Origin of the sequence: Micromonospora sp. AB353 (assembly GCF_049538395.1) — a bacterium.
GTDB lineage: Bacteria > Actinomycetota > Actinomycetes > Mycobacteriales > Micromonosporaceae > Micromonospora > Micromonospora aurantiaca.
Genome location: NZ_JBMVFV010000005.1, coordinates 45,576 through 65,139 on the forward strand (window position 1 = coordinate 45,576; position 19,564 = coordinate 65,139).

Sequence of the window (19,564 nt, forward strand, 5' to 3'; positions counted from 1 at the left end):
TTCGGCGAGCTGGCGCGGTCAGGCGGGGCCCGATGCCGCCACTTCCCCGACCTCGGGGCGGACGGAACGCGTGCCGGGCCGGCAGCCGGATCAGAGCCAGTCGAACCAGGACTTCGGCAGCATCGCGTAGCCGACGAACGCGAAGATGTCGAGCAGCGTGTGCGCGACGATCAGCGGGGCGACCCGGCGGGTACGCAGGTAGAACAGCCCGAAGATCACGCCCATCACGGCGTTGCCGACGAACGCGCCGAAGCCCTGGTAGAGGTGGTAGGAGCCGCGCAGCAGCGCGCTCGTGGCGAGCACCGCGCCGATCCGCCAGTTGAGCTGCCGCAGCCGGGTGATCAGGTAACCGACCACGATCACCTCCTCCAGCACGGCGTTCTGCACGGCGGCGAGGATCAGCACCGGCACCGTCCACCAGAGGTCCGGCAGCGCGGCCGGGACCAGCGTGGCGTTGAGGCCGAGCTGCGCCGCCGCCCAGAACAGCGCCAGCCCGGGCAGGCCGATGAGGGCGGTCAGGCCCGCGCCCCGGGCCAGGTCCGAGCCGGGCCGGCGGAAGTCGACGCCGAGCGTCCGTGCCGGGTCGCCGGGGTCGCGCGCCAGCAGGTGTACGGCGAGCAGCACCGGCAGCAGCGCGAAGACGATCCCGAGCAGCTGGTACGTGAGGTCGAGGTACGGCCGGGCCGACGCGGAGGTGTTCAGCGCGGCGGTCTGTTTCGACAGTCCGCCGGTCGCGGTCAGCTTCGCGATCAGGGACACCAGGGCGTACACGGCCGACTGGCCGAGAGACAGACCGAGCACGAGCAGCGTCTCGGTGCCCAGCATCCGGCGGGAGACCGGACGGGCCAGCTCGTCAACCGTCACCGGACCATGAAAGCACTTCGGCGACCGGGCCGGACGGTCGCACAGCCTGTGCGACCGGCGTACACGCTCCGTGGACATTCTATGCGGGCCGATCCGCCCGTACGGAGAAGGAGCGTGCCCCTGTGGAGAACTTCGCGCGGCTGCTGAAGGAGAGCTGGACCCTGGTCGAGGAGCACCGGGAGCGGCTCAGCGGTCACTTCTACGCCCGGCTGTTCCTCCTCGACCCGGAGCTGCGCAAGCTCTTCCCGGTGCAGATGAACGGCCAGGGGGACCGCATCCTGGAGGCCATCGTCACCGCGACCCAGACGGTGGGCGATCCGGAGAGCTTCGACGAGTACCTGCGCGCGCTGGGCCGGGACCACCGCAAGTACCACGTGTCGGCCGAGCACTACGCGACGATGGGCGTCGCACTGCTCGACGCGTTGCGCAGCACCGCCGGGGACGGCTGGAACCTGGAGTACGACCAGGCGTGGCGGGAGGCGTACGCGGGCATCAGCGAGCGGATGCTGGCCGGCGCGGAGGCCGACGAGAACCCGCCGTTCTGGCACGCCGAGGTGCTGACGCACGAGCGGCACGGCCCGGACACGGCGGTGCTGACCGTTCGCGCGCTCCAGGATCCGCTGCCCTGGCGGGCCGGCCAGTACGTCAGCGTGGAGGTGCCCCGCTATCACCCGCGGGTGTGGCGGACGTACTCGGTGGCGAACGCGCCGAACGACGAGAACGTGCTGGAGTTCCACGTGCGCACGCCATCAGGTGCGGCCGGGTGGGTTTCCGGGGCGCTGGTACGCCGTACCAAGCCGGGTGACCTGCTGCGGGTGGCCGCGCCGATGGGCTCGATGACGCTTGATCCGGAGTCCGCCCGGGACGTCCTCTGCGTGGCCGGCGGCGTCGGCCTGGCCCCGATCAAGGCGCTGGTGGAGGAGCTGACCCGGGTCAACCGCACGCGCTGGGTGCACGTCTTCTACGGCGCGCGCCGCCCGGACGAGCTGTACGGGCTGCCCGGCCTGGAGGACCTCGTCGCGTCCCACCCGTGGTTGTCGGTGACGCCGGCGTGCAGCGAGGACCCGGACTTCGTCGGCGAGCTCGGTGACGTCTCCGAGGTGGTCACCCGGTACGGCCCGTGGACCACGCACGACTGCTACGTCTCCGGCTCGGCCGCCATGGTCCGGGCCACCCTGCGGGCGCTCGCCGCCGACGACGTCCCGCCCGACCACATCCGGTACGACACGTTCGGCAACCTCTGAACCTTGCTCCCCCCCGAGCCGGGTCGCGTGCCCCCGCCCCCTGGGGCACGCGACCCGGCCCCCCGTATCTCAGTAACGCCAGGGGGTGCCGGTCTCGCGGTACTCCTCCACCGGCACCAGCGGCACGCCGGGTGCCATGCGGTCGACGTACAGCCGCCCCTCCAGGTGGTCGATCTCGTGCGCGACCAGCCGCGCCATCGCGTACTCGAAGGACGTGATCACCCGGCTGCCGTCCCACAGGGCGTGTTCCACGTCGATCCGCAGCGGCCGGGGCACCAGGCCGCGGTGGTCGAAGAAGGACAGGCAGCCCTCGTACTGCTCGTCGGTCTCGGCGGCGGCGTCGACCACCCGGGGGTTGAGCAGCACCACCGGATCGGCCGCCCGGTCGGCCGGGCGCACGAGCGCCGCGGACCAGCCGATGCCGAGCTGAGGCGCGGCGAGGCCGACGCCCTTGCTGAACGGGTGCAGCTCGTCCAGCCGGACCAGCATCGCGGCGAGCCGATCCATCACCTCCCGGGCGTGCGCTTCGTCGGCCGGCAGGTCGAACTGTCGGGCCCGCTGCCGCAGCAGGTCGTCGCCGCGCTGCACGATGCCCACCGCGCGCATCCGGTCGCTGGCCCGCACCCGGGCGCCGCCGGTGGGCGCGCTGTCCGGTTCGGCGTCCGGCTCGGGGCTGCGGAACCGCCACTGCATCCGGTAGCGGGCGTTCAGCGGCGGGTCGTCGGTCCCCCAGTCGAAGACCACCCGGCCACCGTCCACCGCACGCTGGATCGGGGTACGCAGCGGCCCCTCCTCCGCCGACAGCGAGGTCTCCGCACCCCACACCTTCGGGTCGAGGTCCGCGGGCAGGTCGAGCCGCACCGCCAGGTGCCGGGTGGGCAGTCGTACGGCCCGCTGGAACCAGGGGCCCCACTTGTCCCGGCCGACGCGGTACGCGTACTCGATGGTGACCCGGTCCCCGGGGTAGAGCGGGAAGCGTCCCTCGTCGTTCTCGAACAGCAGCCAGATCTCCTTGAACGCGTCCCGGTCGTGCTTGGCCCGCCAGTGCATCGGCTCGCGTCCGTTGCCGTCGTCCCGGTACGCGGTGAGTTGCAGCTCGGCGAAGGTGAGCGGGTGTTCCCGGTGATGCCGGTTGGAGCGGCCGGGGTCGTTGGGGTAGCGGTCGACGGCGACCCGGACCAGGTAGCGGGTGACCGGTTCGGTGCCGGCGTTGTACAGCTCCCGCCGGATCGCGCAGTGGTAGCCGTCACCGGTGTGGGTGAGCGTCGCGACCTCCCGTTCCACCACGAGGCCGGTCCCCGGGGGCAGCCACTGGCCAGGGACGGGCGGGTCGCGGTGGGCCACGCCGGCCCGGCCGTGCCGCAGCTCGTCGTACTCCCGGAAGCGCTGCCAGATCGCGCCGCTGGCCTCCAGGACGGCCTCGGCCCGGCGGGCGAAGTCCTCGGTGGGCCGGTGCCGGCGCCCTTCGACGTGGCTGACGTAGGACGGGTCGAAGCCCATCATCGTGGCCAGTTGCTTCTTGGACAGCCCTCGGCCGGTCCGGTGCCGGGCGAGTTCGGCCGCGAACGAGTCGGCGGCACGCTCGATCGGTGAGGTCGTCATCAGCTTCCTCGTACGCGGGAAGACCATTTTCACGTTGAGTGGCCGAACGTGTACGGAAACTGCCTCGTATTCGACACTCACCTTGACTTTTCAGCGGCGTACATCGATCCTTATGCCGTCTGCCGCCGGCTCTCCGGCGGCGTTTTCCGTCTCCGAGGCCGGGTAGTACCCGACGGCCGTGGAGTGACGGGGGCCTCCCCGCGATACCGCGGCACCTCTTCCCCTCCCGCCAGGAGGGCGGTTAGGCTAGCCTTAGCTTGGGTCGACGGCACGCGCCGACCGCAGGGCGACAGGACAGGGGACGGCCAGGTGACTGCGGTGATGCCGGGGCGCGACGCCGCCACCCCGCTCGCCCCGGTCACAGCGACCCTGCGCGCCATGTTCGGCACCGACGACCTGCCCGGGCTCGCGCCCGGCCTGCTTGTGCACGACGAGCTGGACCGCTGGTCCCCCGCCACCCGGCTGATCGACGGGACGCTGCTGTCCGAGTTCCTGATCCGCGCCGGGCGCCGCTGGGGCGGCACCCCGCACGCCTGTGCCGCGCTGGCCTGGAAGTCCTACAGCTACTGGACCGCGCTCCCCGCCGTGCTCGGCTGGGCGTCCGCCCGCCGGGTGCCGCTGCTCGACCCGGCCGACGTGCTCGTGCACTTCGAGGACCACCACCAGCTCCTCACGCTGGGGCTGCGCGCCTCCACCCCGGTGGCGGTGCTGCCGAGCGACCCGCTGGCGCTCGCCGGCGCTCCGGGCGTCCTGGTGGTCCCGGACGAGGCGGCACTGCTCGGCGCACTGCGCGCGTCCCTGCTCGACGCCCACTTCGCGCCGCTGATCGGCGCCATCCAGGGCGAGGTCCGGATCGGCACCCGTACGCTGCTCGGCTCGGTGGCCTCCGGCATCGCCCACGGCGTCCTGCGCGCGTCGGACGCGCTGCCCGGCTCTGCCACGGCGGCCGTCGGCACGCTGCTCGGCGCGCTCGACCTGAGCGACCTGGTCGAGCTGGTGCCCGGCCCGGCCGGTGAGCCGACGGTGCAGCGGCGCACCTGCTGCCTGGCGTTCACGCTGCCCCGGCCCAAGGTGTGCCAGGGCTGCTGCGTCCGCCAAGCCTGACCGCTCAGTCGGCCAGCGGCCGGACGTCCCACAACCACACCCCGCCGGTACGCCTCGGCGTGATCCCGCTCAGCTCGGTCATCGCCCGGCGCAGCGCCTCGGCCTGCGGCAGCCGGGGGTCGAGGATCACCGCGCCGGCCCGCCAGTAGCGCAGGTCGTCCACGGCGGCCACCCGGTCCTGCGGCGTGATCGGCGGGACCGCGTCGGTGCGCCGTACCGTCTCGAAGAACGTGCTGGTGGGGCGCGGCGGCGCGGTGAACAGGGCGATCCGGTCCCCGCCGGGGCGGGTGTCCGGATAGAGGAAGTAGCCGCGGGCCAGCGGCATGTCCAGCCGGGTCTCGGCGGACCAGCGCAGCGGGACCGCGTACGTGGTGTCGGGCAGCGGCAGCGTGACGATGCTCCGACCGTCGGCGACGTAGGGACGCCAGGCACCGGAGCTGACGAACGCCGGGGTCGGATCGAGGCGCTTCGCGGGCAGCGGGGTCGGCAGGATCGGCAGCAGCGCCATGGCGAGCACGGTGACGGTGGCGAACCGGATCTGGCCGCGCGCGTCCGGGTGCCATACGGCGATCCGCCGGACCCGCTCGGCGCCGAACGCGAGCAGCACGCCGATGATCGGCGTGAGCGCGAGCGACCAGCGGGTGGGCACCACCGAGTGCAGGACCGGCAGGTTCTCCAGCGCGGCCCAGGGGCCGGGGATGCCGGTGTCCTGCCCGTCGTAGCGGATCTCCCGGCCAAGCGAGAAGAGTGCGAACACGAGCCCGACCGCCGCCAGCCCGAGCACCACGGCGTTGCGGCGCAGCCACCAGACGAGCGCGATCACGAGGACCACCAGCGGCCAGCCGAAGAACGCGTTCTCCTCGGTGGCGTTCTTGACGAGCGGTTCGCTGCCCCGGGCGTCGCCCGCCACCGACTCCCGGGACCAGGCCACGTACGCGGCGAGGTCGGTGGAGTAGCCGCGGATCAGCGTGGAGAGCCCGCTGTACGCGCCGGGGCCGAAGAACTGGACCCAGAGCGGGTACGCGAGCAGAACCCCGGCGACCACCGCGGCCACAGCGAGCCCGGCGACGAACGGGCGGGCCGACGAGCGCAGCGCGGGCCGGCCGAGCGCCAGCGCGAGCACCACCACGCCGAGCCCGATCGCGGTCATCAGCAGGATCTCCAGGTTGAGGAACGCCTGCCAGACGATCACCAGCCCGAGCAGGAAGCCGTTGCGCAGCCACCGGCCGGGTTCGGCCAGGCGCAGCGTCCGCCAGATGATCAGCGGCACCACGAACTGGCTGACGATGTTGGGGTGCGAGTTGGCGTGCGAGATCATCGCCGGCGCGAACGCGCAGAAGGCGGCACCCAGCCAGGCCGGACCGCGGGACTTCACGACAACTCGGGAGAGCAGGAAATACCAGGACACGCCGGTGGCGGCGAGCCCGAGAGTGAGGAAAATCAGAAAGGACCAGCGCGGACCTGCCCAGAGCGTTATCGGGGTCAGCGGCAATGAAACGGATAATACGGACGTATTAGCCATGAGATTGACGACATCCGGCACATTCATCCGGTCCGAGGTGAACGGATAGGCGAAATCAGTGACGACGCGCGCACCATGCGCCATCATCCATTCGAATTGCGCCTGATCTGTCCGATTGTCCCGGATGCCATTGCGCGGATCGACCCACAGTCGAGCGGTCACCCAGAACGCGAGCAGCACGAAGCTGAGCACGGCGAGCGCGTCGATCCGCCTACCCTGCCCCGATTTCGGCGCGCTCGCGCCGCTTTCCGGAGTAGTCATGACATTTCAGAGCGTAGTCAGGGTATGACGGGCACGTGCAATGTTCCGGGGAATCACGTACTATGTGCCGAGTTCGCCGAACGCCGAACAGGCACCCCCTCCGGATCACAATTCGGCCCCCCTCCGTCCCCCGATTTCCCCCTCAGCCATCCAGATGGTTGACTCTGACGGTCCAGGCGCGGGTCAGTCATATCGTGAGGAATCGACGCATGGCAGAAATCACTGGGGATCAGCGCGTCCAGTCCGAGGTGCTCGAAGGCCTGGCGACGGCTGTCAACCACCGGCAGTGGTTCGTCGAGCTGGCGGTGCCCTACCTCGGTGACAACCCGATCGAGATCGGCAGTGGCCTCGGCGACTACGCCTCCGCCTGGGCGGCGTACGCACCCCGGATCACCGCCACCGAGGCCGACCCGGACCGGCTGATCCAGCTCAAGGAACGGCTGTCCGACCACCCGGGCGTCGAGGTCCGGCAGATGCTGCTCCCGCACCACGAGCGCGGCGACTACAGCGCGGCCGTCTCGTACAACGTGCTGGAGCACATCGACGACCACGTCGGCGCGCTGCGCAGCATGCGGGACCTGGTCCGCCCCGGCGGCGCCGTGGTCATCATCGTGCCGGCGTTCCAGTTCGCCATGAGCCCCGCCGACATCGCCACCGGCCACGTCCGCCGCTACACGAAGAAGACGCTCGCCGCGGCGATGACCGAGGCGGGCCTCACCGTCGAGCGGATCCACTACGCCAACGCGCTCGGCCTGATCGGCTACTTCATGGCCACCAAGGTCTTCCGGCTGATGCCGAAGGAGGGCCCGATGGTGAAGGTGTACGACACGCTCGTGCTACCCGTCACCAAGGCCGCCGAGCAGCGCGTCCGGCCGCCGTTCGGCCAGTCCGTCTTCGCCGTAGCCCGCGTGTAAGGAAGGGCCCCTTATTAACAGACGTCTGTTAATAAGGGGCCCTTCCTTACACCTCACTCCTTGATCTGGTACGTGGGGCGGATGACCGCCCGGGCCAGGGTGTGGAACGCCAGGTTGAAGCCGACGAAGGCCGGGCTCGCCCCGGCGGGGATGTCGAGACGGTCCACGTCCACCGCGTGCACCGCGAACACGTACCGGTGCGGGCGGTCCCCGGCCGGCGGCGCCGCGCCCCCGTAGCCGGTGTCGCCGTAGTCGTTGCGGACGCTGAACGCGCCGTCCAGGTCGGCCTCACGCACGCCGGTGGGCAACTCGGTGACGGACGCGGGCAGGTTCACCAGCACCCAGTGCCAGAAGCCGCTGCCGGTCGGGGCGTCCGGGTCGAAGCACGTGACCACGAAGCTCTTCGTCTCGGCCGGGAAGCCCGACCAGGACAGCTGCGGTGAGACGTTCTCGCCGCCGGTGCTGCCGTGCGCGTACCGCGCGTCCATCGGCTCGCCGTTGTGCACGTCGTCGCTGGTGAGGTCGAACGACGGCACCGTCGGCAGCAGCTCGTACGGGTCCGGGGCGATCGGTCGTTCCAGGGTCATCGAAACGGTCCTTCCGGGTACGCGAATGTCCTGCGCCCCTTCATACCCCGTTGTCCGCGCCACCGTGCTGTCGGCGCACCATCTCGTTGATCCAGACCGGCGCGTACGGGGACGTGCACCCGGGCGGCGTCGGATAGTCCTTCAGCACCCCGAGCCGCTCGCCGATCCCGATCGCGCGCTCCCGGTACGCGGCGTGCTCGATCCCGATCTGCGCCAGGCAGTGGTTCATCGCCCACTGGAGGCGCTCCGGCGCGTCCGCCATCTCCGCCTCGATCACGTCGAGCAGACCGGCCAGGTCCAGCCCGTCCGGATTGCGCGCCACCCGCTCGGTGGTCAGCGCCCAGCCGGCGCTCGCCACCACCGGATCCGGATCGGCCGACCAGGCCAGTCGTAGCGGCTCGGCGTGCGGGCTCTTCTTCACCACGTAGTTCACGAGCCAGTCGTGCACCTTCGGCGTCCGCGCCTCGCGCAGCATGGTGTCCAGCTCGTCCCGCCCGTACGCCTTCGGCTGGCAGATCAGCATCGCCAGCAGCCGGGCCGCGCTGTCGCCGGTCGCCCACAGCTCGCGGGCCAGCTCCTGCTGCGTCTTCAGCCGCTTGGCGACCGCCCGCAGCTTGCCCAGGTTGACCCCGTGGTCGTCGCCGTGGCGCTCGTTCACCGCACGGATCTTCGGGTCGTCGAGCGCGGCCAGCTCGGCCGTCACCTCGGCCACCGTCGTCGTCTCCGCCACCAGGCCCTCCCGCCGTCGCCGCACCCCGCAGCCTACGACCGGCCCGACGCTCCGGCTGTTCCGCCGCCCCGCCGTTCCTCCCCTCGGCCGCCCTGCCGTGCCGTCGCCCACATCCCGGCGCCCCACGCCGTCGCGCTGGTCGCGACCCCGGGCTGACGCACGGGTACGGTGCTCGCCCGCGACGACCGCAGTAACGGGCGGGTGACCGAGGGGTGGAACCCGGAGCGATGCGGCCATTCGGGGCTGAAGACCGACGGTCTGATGCGCGGCGCCCCGGGGAGAAGGACCATCTCCCATTACTTCTCTCCAGCCGACACGCCCGGCGGGCTGACTGAGCTGCGTGAAGGGAGATCAGCTACTGGCGGAGGGTGTGGGATTCGAACCCACGAAGACATCGCTGCCTTACCGGTTTTCAAGACCAGCGCCATCGGCCACTAGGCGAACCCTCCCGGCACGCCCCCGAGGGGTGCGCGACCGGGACCAGTCTGCCACGAACCCCGTACCGGGCAAGCCGCCGTCCCACCTCCCCTGCGAGAACGTGTGCGTGTGGGAGCACCCGGCAGTGGTGCTGATCAGCGGAATCACGGCCGCCGGCAAGTCCACAGTGGCCGACGGCCCGGCGCGGCAGCCGTCCCGGACGGTGCACCTGCGCGGCGACGGGCGGATCGGGTAAGACTGAACCATGCGCGCGATCACGATCACGGAACCCGGCGGACCCGAGGCGCTCGTCTGGACCCACGTGCCGGACCCGGAGCCCGGTCCCGGTGAGGTGATCGTGGAGGTGCGGGCGAGCGCGGTGAACCGGGCCGACCTGTTGCAGCGGCAGGGGCACTACCCGCCGCCGCCGGGCGCGTCCGCGTACCCCGGTCTGGAGTGTTCGGGGACGGTGCGTGCGCTCGGTCCCGGCGTGACCGGCTGGTCGGTGGGCCAGGAGGTGTGCGGACTGCTCGCGGGCGGCGGCTACGCCGAGCAGGTCGCGGTGCCGGCTGGGCAGTTGCTGCCGGTGCCGGCCGGGGTGGACCTGGTCGACGCGGCGGCCCTGCCGGAGGTGGCCTGCACGGTCTGGTCGAACGTCGTGGACCTGGCCCGGCTGGCCGAGGGCGACACGCTGCTGGTGCACGGCGGCGGCAGCGGGATCGGCACGTTCGCGATCCAGCTCGGCGTGGCGCTGGGCGCGACGGTGGTGGTGACCGCCCGTTCGGCGAAGCACGAGCGGCTGCGTGAGCTGGGCGCCGCGCACACGATCGACTACCGCGAGCAGGACTTCGTCGACGAGGTACGCCGGATCACCGACGGCCGGGGCGCGGACGTGATCCTGGACATCATGGGCGCCTCCTACCTGCCCCGGAACGTGGCGGCGCTGGCGACCGGCGGGCGGCTCGTGGTGATCGGCATGCAGGGCGGCCGCAAGGGCGAACTCGACCTGGGGATGCTGCTGGCGAAGCGCGCGGCGGTGCACGCGACCGCGCTGCGGTCCCGCCCGGTGGACGGCAAGGCGGCGATCGTCCGGGGCGTACGCGAGCAGGTGTGGCCCCTGGTGGAGGCGGGCCGGGTCCGGCCGGTGGTGCACGCCCGGGTGGACATGGCCGACGCCGCCGCCGCGCACCGCCTGGTGGAGACCAACGACCACCTGGGCAAGGTACTGCTGGTGCGGTGAGGGTCAGCCCTGGCCGGGGCGCGGGAGCATGAGGCGCGGGCCGGGGCCCTCGGCGGCGAGTGAGTCACCGGGGTTGTAGAGCGTGCAGCGCTGCAACGACAGGCAGCCGCAGCCGATACAGCCGTCCAGGTCGTCGCGGAGCTTGCCGAGCAGCCGGATCCGCTCGTCCAGCCGGTCCCGCCAGGCGCGGGACAGCGCGGCCCAATCGTCGGGCGTGGGGGTACGCCCCGACGGCAGCGAGTCGAGCGCCGCCCGGATCTCCTCCAGCGAGACGCCGACCTGCTGGGAGATCCGGATGAACGCGACCCGGCGCAGCTCGGTGCGGGCGTAGCGGCGCTGGTTCCCGCCGGTGCGGGCGGCGTGGATCAGGCCGAGCCGCTCGTAGTAGCGCAGCGCCGAGGGGGCGACGCCGCTGCGGTCGGCGAGTTGCCCGATGGTCAGTGTTGCTTCGTGCATCACACGGCCTTGAGTTGAAGTTCGCTTCAAGTCCGAGGCTATCGGTATGACGACGACCACCGCCACCGACCTGGGCGCGTTCCTGGACCGGGTGCGCGCCGGCCGCGAGTTCGGCGCCAACGTGTACTCGACGCTCGACGTGCTCCAGGTGCTCTACGACCGGGTGCTCCGGATCACCCCGGCCACCCTGGACGACCCGGACCGCGACCGCTTCCTGCTCTCCAAGGGTCACGCGGTCGCCGGGTACTACGCGCTGCTCGCCGCCCGCGGCTTCGTACCGCCCGAGTGGCTGGACGACCAGGGTGGCCCGGAGAGCCGGCTCGGCGACCACCCGGACCGCACGCTCGTGCCGGGCGTGGAGATCGGTTCCGGTTCGCTGGGCCACGGGCTCGGGCTGGGCGTGGGCACCGCGCTCGGGCTGCGGGTCCAGGGCCGCACCGAACCCCGGGTGTACGTGCTGCTCGGCGACGCCGAACTGGACGAGGGCTCCAACCACGAGGCGATCGCGTACGCGGGCGCGACCGGACTGGGCAACCTCACCGCGATCGTGGTGGACAACCGCTCGGCCACGTACGGCTGGCCGGGCGGCGCGGCGAACCGGTTCACGGTGAACGGGTGGAGCGCCGCAACAGTGGACGGGCGCGACCACGACGCCCTGCACACCGCCCTCACCGGGCACGACGATCACCGGCCGCACGTCGTCGTCGCGGTCGTCACGGACGGGGAGTGAGAATGAGCAGCACCATGCGGGACGCGTTCGTCACCAGCACCGAGGAGGTGCTCGCCGATCCGCGGACGACAGTAGTGCTCGCCGACATCTCCGCCGCCGCGTTCGAGCCGGCCGCCGCCCGCTATCCGGACCGGGTCGTGAACGTCGGCATCCGGGAGCAGCTGATGATCGGGGTGGCAGGTGGGCTGGCGCTGACCGGGCAGCGGCCGATCGTGCACAGCTACGCCCCGTTCCTGGTCGAGCGGGCGTACGAGCAGATCAAGCTGGACCTCGACCACCAGGACGTCGGCGCGGTGCTCGTCGGCATCGGCGGCTCATACGACCGCGCGTCAGCGGGACGCACCCACCTCGGGCCGGCGGACGTGGCGTTGCTGGACACGCTCGACGGCTGGACAGTGCACGTGCCGGGGCACCCGGACGAGGTCCGGCCGCTGCTGCGCGACGTGGTGTGCGGGCAGGACTCGGCGTACCTGCGGCTGTCCATCCAGGCCAACGCGCAGGCGTACCCGCAGGCGGGTGACCTGCACGTGGTGCGCGACGCCGGACCGGGCGCGCCGCTGCTGGTGGCCGTCGGTCCGGTGCTCGACGCGGCGGTGGCGGCGACGGCCGACCGGCCGGTCACCGTGGCGTACACCCACCGGCCCCGGCCGTTGGACACCTCCGGGCTGCGGGCGCTCGCCGGGACCGAGGTGATAGTGGTCGAGCCGTACCTGGCGGGAACCTCGACGCGGGTGGTGTCGGAGGCGCTCGCCGACCGGCCGCACCGGCTGCTCGCCCTCGGAGTGGGCCGCAAGGACCTGCGCCGCTACGGCAGCGCCGAGGACCACGAACGCTGGCACGGCCTGGACGCCGCCGGGCTGCGCCGCTCGGTCGACGCGTTCCTCACCTGAGCGTCCCGGACACGGCGGAACCCCGCGACCTCGGCTCGTGCCGGGCTCGCGGGGTTCCGTCGACGCTGGCTCAGTGCGCGGCGGCGGGACCGGCCGGACGGCGGCGGGCGCGCTCGCGGGCCAGGATCCAGATCGCCTCGACGCCGTCCTTCCAGGTGATCTTCTTGCCCTCCTCGCGGCCCCGGGCGCGGTAGCTGATCGGCACCTCGTACGGGCGGATGCGGCGGCGCAGCAGCTTGCCGGTGACCTCCGCCTCCATGCCGAAGCCGCGGGAGCGGACCTGCAGCGAGCGGTACAGCTCCAGCGGCATCAGCTTGAAGCAGGTCTCCAGGTCGCCGATGTAGGAGTTGTAGAGCACGTTCGCGGCGAGCGTGACGCCCTTGTTGCCCATCACGTACCAGAAGCTGTACGAGCTGTGGCTGCCGAAGGTCCGATTGCCGTAGACGACAGTCGCCCGGCCGTCGAGCACCGGCTCCAGCAGGCGCGGGATGTCCTGCGGGTCGTACTCCAGGTCGGCGTCGAGGATGACCATGTACTCGCCCTCGGCGCTGTCGACGGCGGTCTTGATGGCCGCGCCCTTGCCGGCGTTGCGCTGGTGGGTGATCACCCGCAGGCGGGCGTCGTCCACGCGGCCGAGAACCTCGCCGGTGCCGTCCCGGCTGCCGTCGTCCACGACGACGAGCTCGATCTCGCAGGGGTAGTCCACCGCCAATGCCTGCTTGAGGGCATCCGCGATACGTTCTTCCTCGTTGTAGACCGGCATGAGGATCGAGAGCTTCACGGAATCTCCACGGAGGCGATGGCAGGTCGGGGCATAGCGTAGCCTGGCACATTGCTCAGGTCACGACAGCCCGGGCACCCTATTCCTGGCGAAGCGGTACGACCACGAGCCGGGCCACGCTCCGGTCGCCGTCCTTCGCGCCGGCCACCCCGACCGTCGTACCGATCTTGATGTCGCTCGATCGGATCGTGGTCCGGCGCTCGACCACCCGCAGCTTCTCGCCGAACGTCCACGTCACGGTGAAGCCGTCGGTGGACTTGACGGTCATCGTCCTGTCGTCGATCGCCGTCACCTCGCCGCGCTGGACCGTGACGGTCTTCGTGCCGCCGTCCCTGGTCTTCACCACTGCCTCGCCGTGCAGCGTGTTGCGCCGCAGCAGCACCCGGGCCCGGTGCCGCTGGTGTCCCTGCTTCGCCCGCTCGCCCTCGCCGCCCGGCCCGGCCTTCGGGCTGCCGGAGGGCGCCGGCGCGGCCAGCGGATCCACGTCCAGTTCCCCGGCGTCGACGCCGAGCGCGGCGAGCGCCTGACCCTCGGTACCCAGGGCCGCGCTCACCTCGACCGCGTCGTCCGGTGCCGCGCCGGGCCGGGCCGCGCCGCACCCGGCGAGCCCGAGCGCGGCCGCGGCGAGCAGTGCGGTGGCGCCGGTGACGATTCGCTGACGTGCCATCAGTGGTCCTCTCTCGCGGTGACGACCCGAGCGTTCCGCACCGATGCGAGGAGACGGTCAAGCCGATGTTCGAGCCGCGTAAGGATCCGGCGGCACCCGGACGGTGAAGGCGGCCCCGCCCTCCGGGGCGTGCCCGGCGGCGATGTCCCCGCCGAGCCGGCGGACCAGCCCGGCGGCGAGCGCCAGGCCGAGTCCGCTGCCCACCTTGCGCACCCCGCGGTACCGCTCGTGCAGCGCGCCGCGCTCGAACGCCACCCGCAGGTCGTCGTCGGTGAAGCCGGGCCCGCCGTCCCGGACCTCCAGCACCCCGCCGCCCGCCGGACCGTCGGCGCGGACCGCGAGCACCACCGGCGCCCCCGGCGGTACGACCCGCAGCGCGTTCTCCAGCAGCCCGTCCACCACCTGCCGGATCCGGCCCGGATCGGTGTACGCCGGCACCGGCGCACCCGGCGTCTCCAGCCGGAACGGCACCCCGAGCGCCGCGCACCGGCCGGACCAGGCGCGCTCCGCGTCGGCGGCAAGCCCGGTCAGGTCGACCGGCACCGGTTCCAGGGGGAAGTCGACCGCCTCCAGCCGGGCCAGCGCCAGCAGGTCGCGGACCAGCCGGTCGAGGTGTTCGGCCTCGGCGAGCACGGTCCGGCCGGTCGCCGGCACCGCGTCGGCCTCGATCACCCCGTCGGCCAGCGCCTCGGCGTAGCCACGGATGGCGGTGAGCGGGGTCCGCAACTCGTGCGAGACGGAGAGCAGGAACTCCCGCTGCCGCCCCTCGCTCGTGGCGAGCGCGGCGGCCAGGCCGTTCAGCGCGTACGCCAGGTCGGCCACCTCGTCGGGCGACTCGACCGGTACGCGGACCGCCCGGTCCCCGGCACGCAGCCGCGCGGCGGCGGTGGCTGCGGTACGGATCGGCCGGGCCAACCGGCGGGCGAGCAGCAGTCCGGCGGCCGCCCCGGCGGCGAGCCCGGCGAGCAGCGGCAACCATAGTCCCCGCAGCACCTGCCGCCAGGGCGCGGCGCTGCGGGCCCGGGTCAGCACCACACCGTCCCCGCCGGGCAGCGCCCGCGCCTCGACGAGCCGGCGTTCCCCGTCGACCAGCCGCCGCCCGGAGACGTTCTCGCCGCCGGCCACCCGCGTCACGAGCGGTCGGGGCAGGCCCGGCCGGTCGGCCCGGCCGTCCCGGATCACGTACACGTCGATCTGCTGCTGGCGCAGTTGCCGGATGAGCCGGTCCCCGGCGCCGTCGCGCTGACGTACCGGCCGTACCCGGAGCACGTCGGCGGCGAGCCGGGCCTGGGCGGCGAGCGCCTCCTGGTCCCGGCGTTCCGCGCCGCGTACCGCGAGGGGCACCGCGACGAGCGCGGTGACGAGCACCGACACCAGCGCCACCGCGCAGGTGGCGAGCACGGCGCGGGCGGTGAGCGTCCGCCCGGGACGCCGGCCGGGCCGGACCGGACCGGTGGGCGGCGTCGGCACCGTGGGCTGCGTCGGCGCTGTGGTCGGCATCGGCACCGTGGGCGGCTCAGGCATCGGCGGCGTACCCGACGCCCCGATGGGTGCGGATCACGCTGTCCGGGCCGAGCTTGGCCCGCACCTGCGCCACGTGCACGTCGACGGTCCGGGTGCCGGCGTGCGCCGCGTACCCCCACACGCCGGCCAGCAGTTCCTCCCTGGTGAACACCCGGCCGGGCCGCGCCATCAGGTGGGCCAGCAGGTCGAACTCGGTGGAGGTGAGCTGCACCGGCGTACCGGCGGCGGTCACCGTGCGGCGGGCCGGGTCGAGTGTGACGGCGCCGAGCGTGCGGGGCTGCTCGGCGGGCGTGCCGGCGGTGCGGCGCAGCACGGCCCGCAGCCGGGCGAGCAGTTCGCGCGGGCTGAACGGCTTGGTGACGTAGTCGTCGGCGCCCAGTTCCAGCCCGACGACGCGGTCCACCTCGTCGTCGCGGGCGGTGAGGAAGATGACAGGCGTCCAGTCGCCGGCCGCGCGCAGCCGGCGGCAGATCTCGGTGCCGGCCAGGCCGGGCAACGCGATGTCGAGCACGCAGGCCACCGGGCGCAGGCGCCGCGCGGCGGCCAGCCCGGCCTCGCCGTCACGTTCCAGGTGTACGCCGAACCCGTCCCGGGTCAGGTAGAGCCGGACCAGGTCGGCGATGGCCGGCTCGTCCTCCACCACGAGGACGAGCCCGGGCGGGGCGGCGGTGGTCACCGGCCCATGATGACCGACCGGCGACCGCCCGGCCGGTCAGGGAATGTTCGGGTCAGGTAAGGAGGACGTCAGCGGGCCGGGGCGGGCCGCAGCACCGTCGGGCGGGCGGCCGCCGGCGACTCACCGATGGTCGCCACCACCCGCTCGGCCGGCGTACGGAGGCGGGTGCGGAAGGCGTGGTTGAGCAGCGCGTCGAGCTGCCACACCTGCTTCGGGTGGTGGGTACGCAGGACGAAGCGCTCGCGCACCCCGTCGATCGCGGTGGCCGCCAGCTCCACGCTGTGCGCGCGGGCGTCGGGGCTCCACGTCACGTGGCTCAGCTCGCGCAGTTCGGTGTTGAGGTGCAGGCGCAGCCGGTGCAGCACCCGGGTCTGCCGGGTGACCACCAGCCGCCGGTGGGTGAGGAGCATCAGGTAGTCGCCGCCCACCGGGTCGTCCGGGCGGCTGCACCGGGTGACCAGGATGGTCGCGTCGCCGGAGCCGACGCACCGGCGGAACACCGGCATGTGCCGGGTGACGGTCTGGGTCGCCAGGCCGGTCTCGGCGGCGGCCGGGAGGAACGTTCGCGAGAACACGTCCATGCCCGGTCCAACGAGCCGATGACCAGGGGTGATATGGGTCACGCCCGATTTCTGGAACTTCCACACGTGCAAGTCGCACCCGCGGTGCGACTTCGGCGGCCGATCGGGTCAGAGCAGCTCGACGATCGTGGCGTTGGCCATGCCGCCGCCCTCGCACATGGTCTGGAGGCCGTAGCGGATGCCGTTGTCCCGCATGTGCTGGAGCATCGTGGTCATGATCCGCGCACCGGACCCGCCGAGCGGGTGACCGAGCGCGATCGCCCCGCCCCGGGGGTTGAGCCGCTCCGGGTCCGCCTCGGTCTCGGCCAGCCAGGCCAGCGGCACCGGGGCGAACGCCTCGTTCACCTCGTACACCCCGATCTCCTCGATGCCCAGCCCCGCGCGGCGCAGCGCCTTCGCGGTAGCCGGGATCGGCGCGGTGAGCATGGTGACCGGGTCGTCGGCGGCGACCACGGCGGTGTGCACCCGGGCCAGCGGGCGCAGGCCGTGCCGGCTGGCCCACTCGGCGGTGGTGACCGCGAGCGCGGCGGCGCCGTCGGAGATCTGCGACGCGGACCCGGCGGTGACCACGCCGTCGGCGCGGAACGGGGTGGCCAGCTCGCCCAGCTTCGCCAGCGAGGTGTCGCGGCGGATGCCCTCGTCGGCGGAGAACTTGCCGCCGTCGGCGAGCGCCACCGGGGCGAGTTCGGCCTCGAACGCGCCCGCGTCCTGCGCGGCGGCGGCCTTCTCGTGGCTGGCGAGCGCGAACTCGTCGAGCTGGGTACGCGAGAAGCGCCACCGCTGCGCGATCAGCTCGGCCCCGACGCCCTGGTTGAACGGCAACGGGGAGTCCTCCGCGACGCCCTCGACGCCGCGGTAGCGCTCCAGGATCGCCGCGCTGAACGGCATGCCACCGGCGACGCTGGCACCCATCGGCACCCGGGTCATCGACTCGACGCCACCGGCCACGACCAGGTCGGCCTGGCCGGAAAGGACCGTCGCGGCGGCGAAGTGCAGCGCCTGCTGGCTGGACCCGCACTGGCGGTCGAGCGTGGTGCCGGGGACCGACTCCGGCCAGCCGGCGGCGAGCACCGCGTTGCGGGCCACGTTCCAGGACTGCTCGCCGACCTGCGACACACAGCCCCACACGACGTCGTCGACCTGGCCCGGGTCGATGCCGGTGCGCTCGGCGAGCGCGCGCAGCACGTGCGCCGAGAGGTCGACCGGGTGCACTCCGGCGAGGCTGCCCTTGCGCCGCCCGACCGGGGTCCGTACCGCGCCGACGATGACCGCGTCACTCATGTCTACTCCCCGGTAACCTCGCTTGCCCTGATCCTACGTGCTGATCCGACCGGTCGTCCTCCCCCGGCGTGCGGCAGGTGCGGCTGGCATGCTGGGCGGATGGATCCACAGTCGCCGCCGGTCCGGCAGTGGCGGGTGCCGCGCGAGGTGCCGGTGCTCAAGGCGGTGGGCGCGCTCGCGCTCGTCGCCCTGGGGCTCGTGTTCGCCGGCGGTGACCCGGTCCGGCCGGCGCTCGCCGGGCTGGCCGCCGCCGGTCTGCTCGCCTGGGCGCTGCGCGACGTGGTCGCGCCGGTCCGCCTCGCCGTCGACAGGGACGGGCTCACCGTGCTGCGGGGGTTCGCCGGGCGGCGCCGGCTGCCGTGGGACGCCGTGGAGGCGATCCGCCTGGACCGGCGCAGCCGGCGCGGGATCACCGCCGAGACGCTGGAGATCGACGCCGGGGAGTCGCTGCACCTGTTCGGCCGCCGTGACCTGGACGCCCCGCTGGACGAGGTGGCCGCGGCGCTGGACGAGGCCCGCCCCGCGCGCTGAGGCTCAGCCGAGCAGCGCGGCGGTGCGGACCAGCGTCAGGCCGATCAGCGCGACCAGCACGATCGCGCAACCCGCCACCTGGAACACGGTGCGCCGCGACCGGGGCGCGTACGCCAGGACCAGCGCCACCAGCGCGCCCGCCACGAGACCGCCGAGGTGCCCGGCCACCGAGATGCTCGGCACGGTGAACGTGAAGATCAGGTTGATCACCAGGATCGGCACGATCGCCGAGGTGTCCCGGCCGAGCCGCCGCATGATCACGAAGACGGCGGCGAACAGGCCGAAGACGGCGGTCGAGGCGCCGGCCGTGAACCGGTTCGGCTCGGTGAAGACGTACGCGGCGACGTTGCCGCCGAGCCCGGCGAGCAGATAGAGCGCCAGGAAGCGCAGCGGCCCGAGCACCGCCTCCAGCGTCCGGCCGAGCACCCAGAGCGCCCACATGTTCAGCAGCAGGTGCAGCACGCCGTAGTGCAGGAACATGGCGGTGACCAGCCGGTACCACTCGCCGTCGGCCACCCCGCCGACGTGGCCGTCGGGGAAGCGCGCCAGGCCGAGCACCGCACCCCACTCGGTGAGCGGCGTCCCGTTGCCCATCAGGCCGCCCAGGCCACCGCCGGCCACCGCGGTCCCGCTGCGGGCCGAGAGGATGGACAGCAGCATCATCACCACGTTCAGCGCGATCAGCGCCTTCGTGACGTTGCCCTGGCGGCCGGCGGCACCGCCACCGAAGGCGGTACGCGCCGGCCGCACGCTGCGGCGGCCCTCGGCGACGCACTCCGGGCACTGGTGACCGACGGAGGCGTCCCGCATGCACTCGGTGCAGATCGGCCGGTCGCACCGGGTGCACCGGATGTATGTCTCCCGGCCGGGGTGCCGGTAGCAGACCGGAGTGGTCGGCACCGGACCCCCGGTGGCGTCGCCTGGCTGGCCGGAGCGCTCAGTCATGCGAGCAAAGGTACCCG

Annotated in this window: 21 protein-coding genes and 1 tRNA gene; 8 read left to right on the forward strand and 14 right to left on the reverse strand. The window is 72.9% G+C overall.

Annotated features, from left to right (window positions below; all coding sequences use genetic code 11):
• Positions 1 to 90: 90 nt before the first annotated feature.
• A complete protein-coding gene (locus tag ACPCK6_RS04020; protein ID WP_030499361.1) occupies positions 91 to 864 on the reverse strand; it encodes a CPBP family intramembrane glutamic endopeptidase in 774 nt (257 codons plus the stop codon).
• A 122-nt stretch (positions 865 to 986) separates the two neighbouring features.
• Between ACPCK6_RS04020 and ACPCK6_RS04025 the strand changes: the two genes are divergently transcribed.
• On the forward strand, positions 987 to 2,108 hold the full coding sequence (locus tag ACPCK6_RS04025) for a globin domain-containing protein (RefSeq protein WP_396881894.1): 1,122 nt from the start codon (positions 987 to 989) through the stop codon (positions 2,106 to 2,108).
• Between the two features lie 69 nt (positions 2,109 to 2,177).
• Here the strand turns inward: ACPCK6_RS04025 and ACPCK6_RS04030 are convergent, their stop codons facing one another.
• On the reverse strand, positions 2,178 to 3,710 hold the full coding sequence (locus ACPCK6_RS04030) for a peptide deformylase (protein WP_396881893.1): 1,533 nt from the start codon (positions 3,708 to 3,710) through the stop codon (positions 2,178 to 2,180).
• A gap of 321 nt (positions 3,711 to 4,031) precedes the next feature.
• On the opposite strand from ACPCK6_RS04030, the gene ACPCK6_RS04035 reads away from it, so the two are divergent.
• A complete protein-coding gene (locus ACPCK6_RS04035; RefSeq protein WP_423480417.1) occupies positions 4,032 to 4,814 on the forward strand; it encodes a hypothetical protein in 783 nt (260 codons plus the stop codon).
• 4 nt (positions 4,815 to 4,818) lie between these two features.
• Here the strand turns inward: ACPCK6_RS04035 and ACPCK6_RS04040 are convergent, their stop codons facing one another.
• Positions 4,819 to 6,597 carry a DUF6311 domain-containing protein gene (locus tag ACPCK6_RS04040; protein WP_423480374.1) on the reverse strand — a complete coding sequence of 593 codons (1,779 nt, stop codon included), beginning with the start codon at positions 6,595 to 6,597 and terminating at the stop codon, positions 4,819 to 4,821.
• Between the two features lie 209 nt (positions 6,598 to 6,806).
• Between ACPCK6_RS04040 and ACPCK6_RS04045 the strand changes: the two genes are divergently transcribed.
• Positions 6,807 to 7,511 carry a class I SAM-dependent methyltransferase gene (locus tag ACPCK6_RS04045; protein WP_013289245.1) on the forward strand — a complete coding sequence of 235 codons (705 nt, stop codon included), beginning with the start codon at positions 6,807 to 6,809 and terminating at the stop codon, positions 7,509 to 7,511.
• Positions 7,512 to 7,564: 53 nt separating this feature from the next.
• On the opposite strand, the gene ACPCK6_RS04050 is transcribed toward ACPCK6_RS04045, so the two are convergent.
• The 3 genes from ACPCK6_RS04050 to ACPCK6_RS04060 all read right to left on the reverse strand — a co-directional run bounded on the left by ACPCK6_RS04050 (position 7,565) and on the right by ACPCK6_RS04060 (position 9,277).
• Positions 7,565 to 8,098, reverse strand: coding sequence for a YbhB/YbcL family Raf kinase inhibitor-like protein (locus tag ACPCK6_RS04050; RefSeq protein ID WP_091413270.1), 534 nt, complete (start codon positions 8,096 to 8,098; stop codon positions 7,565 to 7,567).
• A gap of 40 nt (positions 8,099 to 8,138) precedes the next feature.
• The gene (locus tag ACPCK6_RS04055; RefSeq protein WP_423480375.1) at positions 8,139 to 8,828 is read right to left on the reverse strand and encodes a DNA alkylation repair protein; all 690 of its coding nucleotides are present in this window, start codon (positions 8,826 to 8,828) and stop codon (positions 8,139 to 8,141) included.
• 359 nt (positions 8,829 to 9,187) lie between these two features.
• Positions 9,188 to 9,277 (reverse strand) — tRNA-Ser (locus tag ACPCK6_RS04060).
• A 95-nt stretch (positions 9,278 to 9,372) separates the two neighbouring features.
• On the opposite strand from ACPCK6_RS04060, the gene ACPCK6_RS04065 reads away from it, so the two are divergent.
• Positions 9,373 to 9,501 (forward strand): hypothetical protein, encoded by a 129-nt coding sequence (locus ACPCK6_RS04065; protein WP_423480376.1) that lies wholly within the window; start codon positions 9,373 to 9,375, stop codon positions 9,499 to 9,501.
• A 9-nt stretch (positions 9,502 to 9,510) separates the two neighbouring features.
• Positions 9,511 to 10,485 (forward strand): NAD(P)H-quinone oxidoreductase, encoded by a 975-nt coding sequence (locus tag ACPCK6_RS04070; protein WP_423480377.1) that lies wholly within the window; start codon positions 9,511 to 9,513, stop codon positions 10,483 to 10,485.
• A gap of 3 nt (positions 10,486 to 10,488) precedes the next feature.
• Here the strand turns inward: ACPCK6_RS04070 and soxR are convergent, their stop codons facing one another.
• Entirely contained in the window at positions 10,489 to 10,941 is a 453-nt protein-coding gene (soxR, locus tag ACPCK6_RS04075; protein WP_269703510.1) for a redox-sensitive transcriptional activator SoxR, read from the reverse strand.
• A gap of 46 nt (positions 10,942 to 10,987) precedes the next feature.
• Between soxR and ACPCK6_RS04080 the strand changes: the two genes are divergently transcribed.
• Together ACPCK6_RS04080 and ACPCK6_RS04085 are read left to right on the forward strand one after the other, a co-directional pair.
• Complete coding sequence (locus ACPCK6_RS04080) at positions 10,988 to 11,671, forward strand: thiamine pyrophosphate-binding protein (RefSeq protein ID WP_423480378.1); 684 nt, start codon at positions 10,988 to 10,990, stop codon at positions 11,669 to 11,671.
• A 14-nt stretch (positions 11,672 to 11,685) separates the two neighbouring features.
• Positions 11,686 to 12,561, forward strand: coding sequence for a transketolase family protein (locus tag ACPCK6_RS04085; RefSeq protein ID WP_423480418.1), 876 nt, complete (start codon positions 11,686 to 11,688; stop codon positions 12,559 to 12,561).
• Between the two features lie 70 nt (positions 12,562 to 12,631).
• On the opposite strand, the gene ACPCK6_RS04090 is transcribed toward ACPCK6_RS04085, so the two are convergent.
• The 6 genes from ACPCK6_RS04090 to ACPCK6_RS04115 all read right to left on the reverse strand — a co-directional run bounded on the left by ACPCK6_RS04090 (position 12,632) and on the right by ACPCK6_RS04115 (position 18,071).
• Positions 12,632 to 13,342 (reverse strand): glycosyltransferase family 2 protein, encoded by a 711-nt coding sequence (locus ACPCK6_RS04090; protein ID WP_135242490.1) that lies wholly within the window; start codon positions 13,340 to 13,342, stop codon positions 12,632 to 12,634.
• A gap of 79 nt (positions 13,343 to 13,421) precedes the next feature.
• Positions 13,422 to 14,009, reverse strand: a complete 588-nt coding sequence (locus tag ACPCK6_RS04095; RefSeq protein ID WP_396881885.1) for a hypothetical protein — start codon at positions 14,007 to 14,009, stop codon at positions 13,422 to 13,424.
• 57 nt (positions 14,010 to 14,066) lie between these two features.
• The gene (locus ACPCK6_RS04100) at positions 14,067 to 15,509 is read right to left on the reverse strand and encodes a sensor histidine kinase (protein ID WP_423480419.1); all 1,443 of its coding nucleotides are present in this window, start codon (positions 15,507 to 15,509) and stop codon (positions 14,067 to 14,069) included.
• A gap of 16 nt (positions 15,510 to 15,525) precedes the next feature.
• On the reverse strand, positions 15,526 to 16,209 hold the full coding sequence (locus ACPCK6_RS04105) for a response regulator transcription factor (RefSeq protein ID WP_030499376.1): 684 nt from the start codon (positions 16,207 to 16,209) through the stop codon (positions 15,526 to 15,528).
• Positions 16,210 to 16,277: 68 nt separating this feature from the next.
• On the reverse strand, positions 16,278 to 16,790 hold the full coding sequence (locus ACPCK6_RS04110; protein ID WP_318336134.1) for a hypothetical protein: 513 nt from the start codon (positions 16,788 to 16,790) through the stop codon (positions 16,278 to 16,280).
• Between the two features lie 108 nt (positions 16,791 to 16,898).
• Positions 16,899 to 18,071, reverse strand: a complete 1,173-nt coding sequence (locus tag ACPCK6_RS04115) for a thiolase family protein (RefSeq protein WP_396881884.1) — start codon at positions 18,069 to 18,071, stop codon at positions 16,899 to 16,901.
• Positions 18,072 to 18,170: 99 nt separating this feature from the next.
• Between ACPCK6_RS04115 and ACPCK6_RS04120 the strand changes: the two genes are divergently transcribed.
• Positions 18,171 to 18,602 carry a PH domain-containing protein gene (locus ACPCK6_RS04120; protein ID WP_396881883.1) on the forward strand — a complete coding sequence of 144 codons (432 nt, stop codon included), beginning with the start codon at positions 18,171 to 18,173 and terminating at the stop codon, positions 18,600 to 18,602.
• Between the two features lie 3 nt (positions 18,603 to 18,605).
• On the opposite strand, the gene ACPCK6_RS04125 is transcribed toward ACPCK6_RS04120, so the two are convergent.
• Positions 18,606 to 19,547: a rhomboid family intramembrane serine protease gene (locus tag ACPCK6_RS04125; protein ID WP_181726503.1), complete on the reverse strand. Its 942-nt coding sequence runs from the start codon at positions 19,545 to 19,547 to the stop codon at positions 18,606 to 18,608.
• Positions 19,548 to 19,564: the final 17 nt, after the last annotated feature.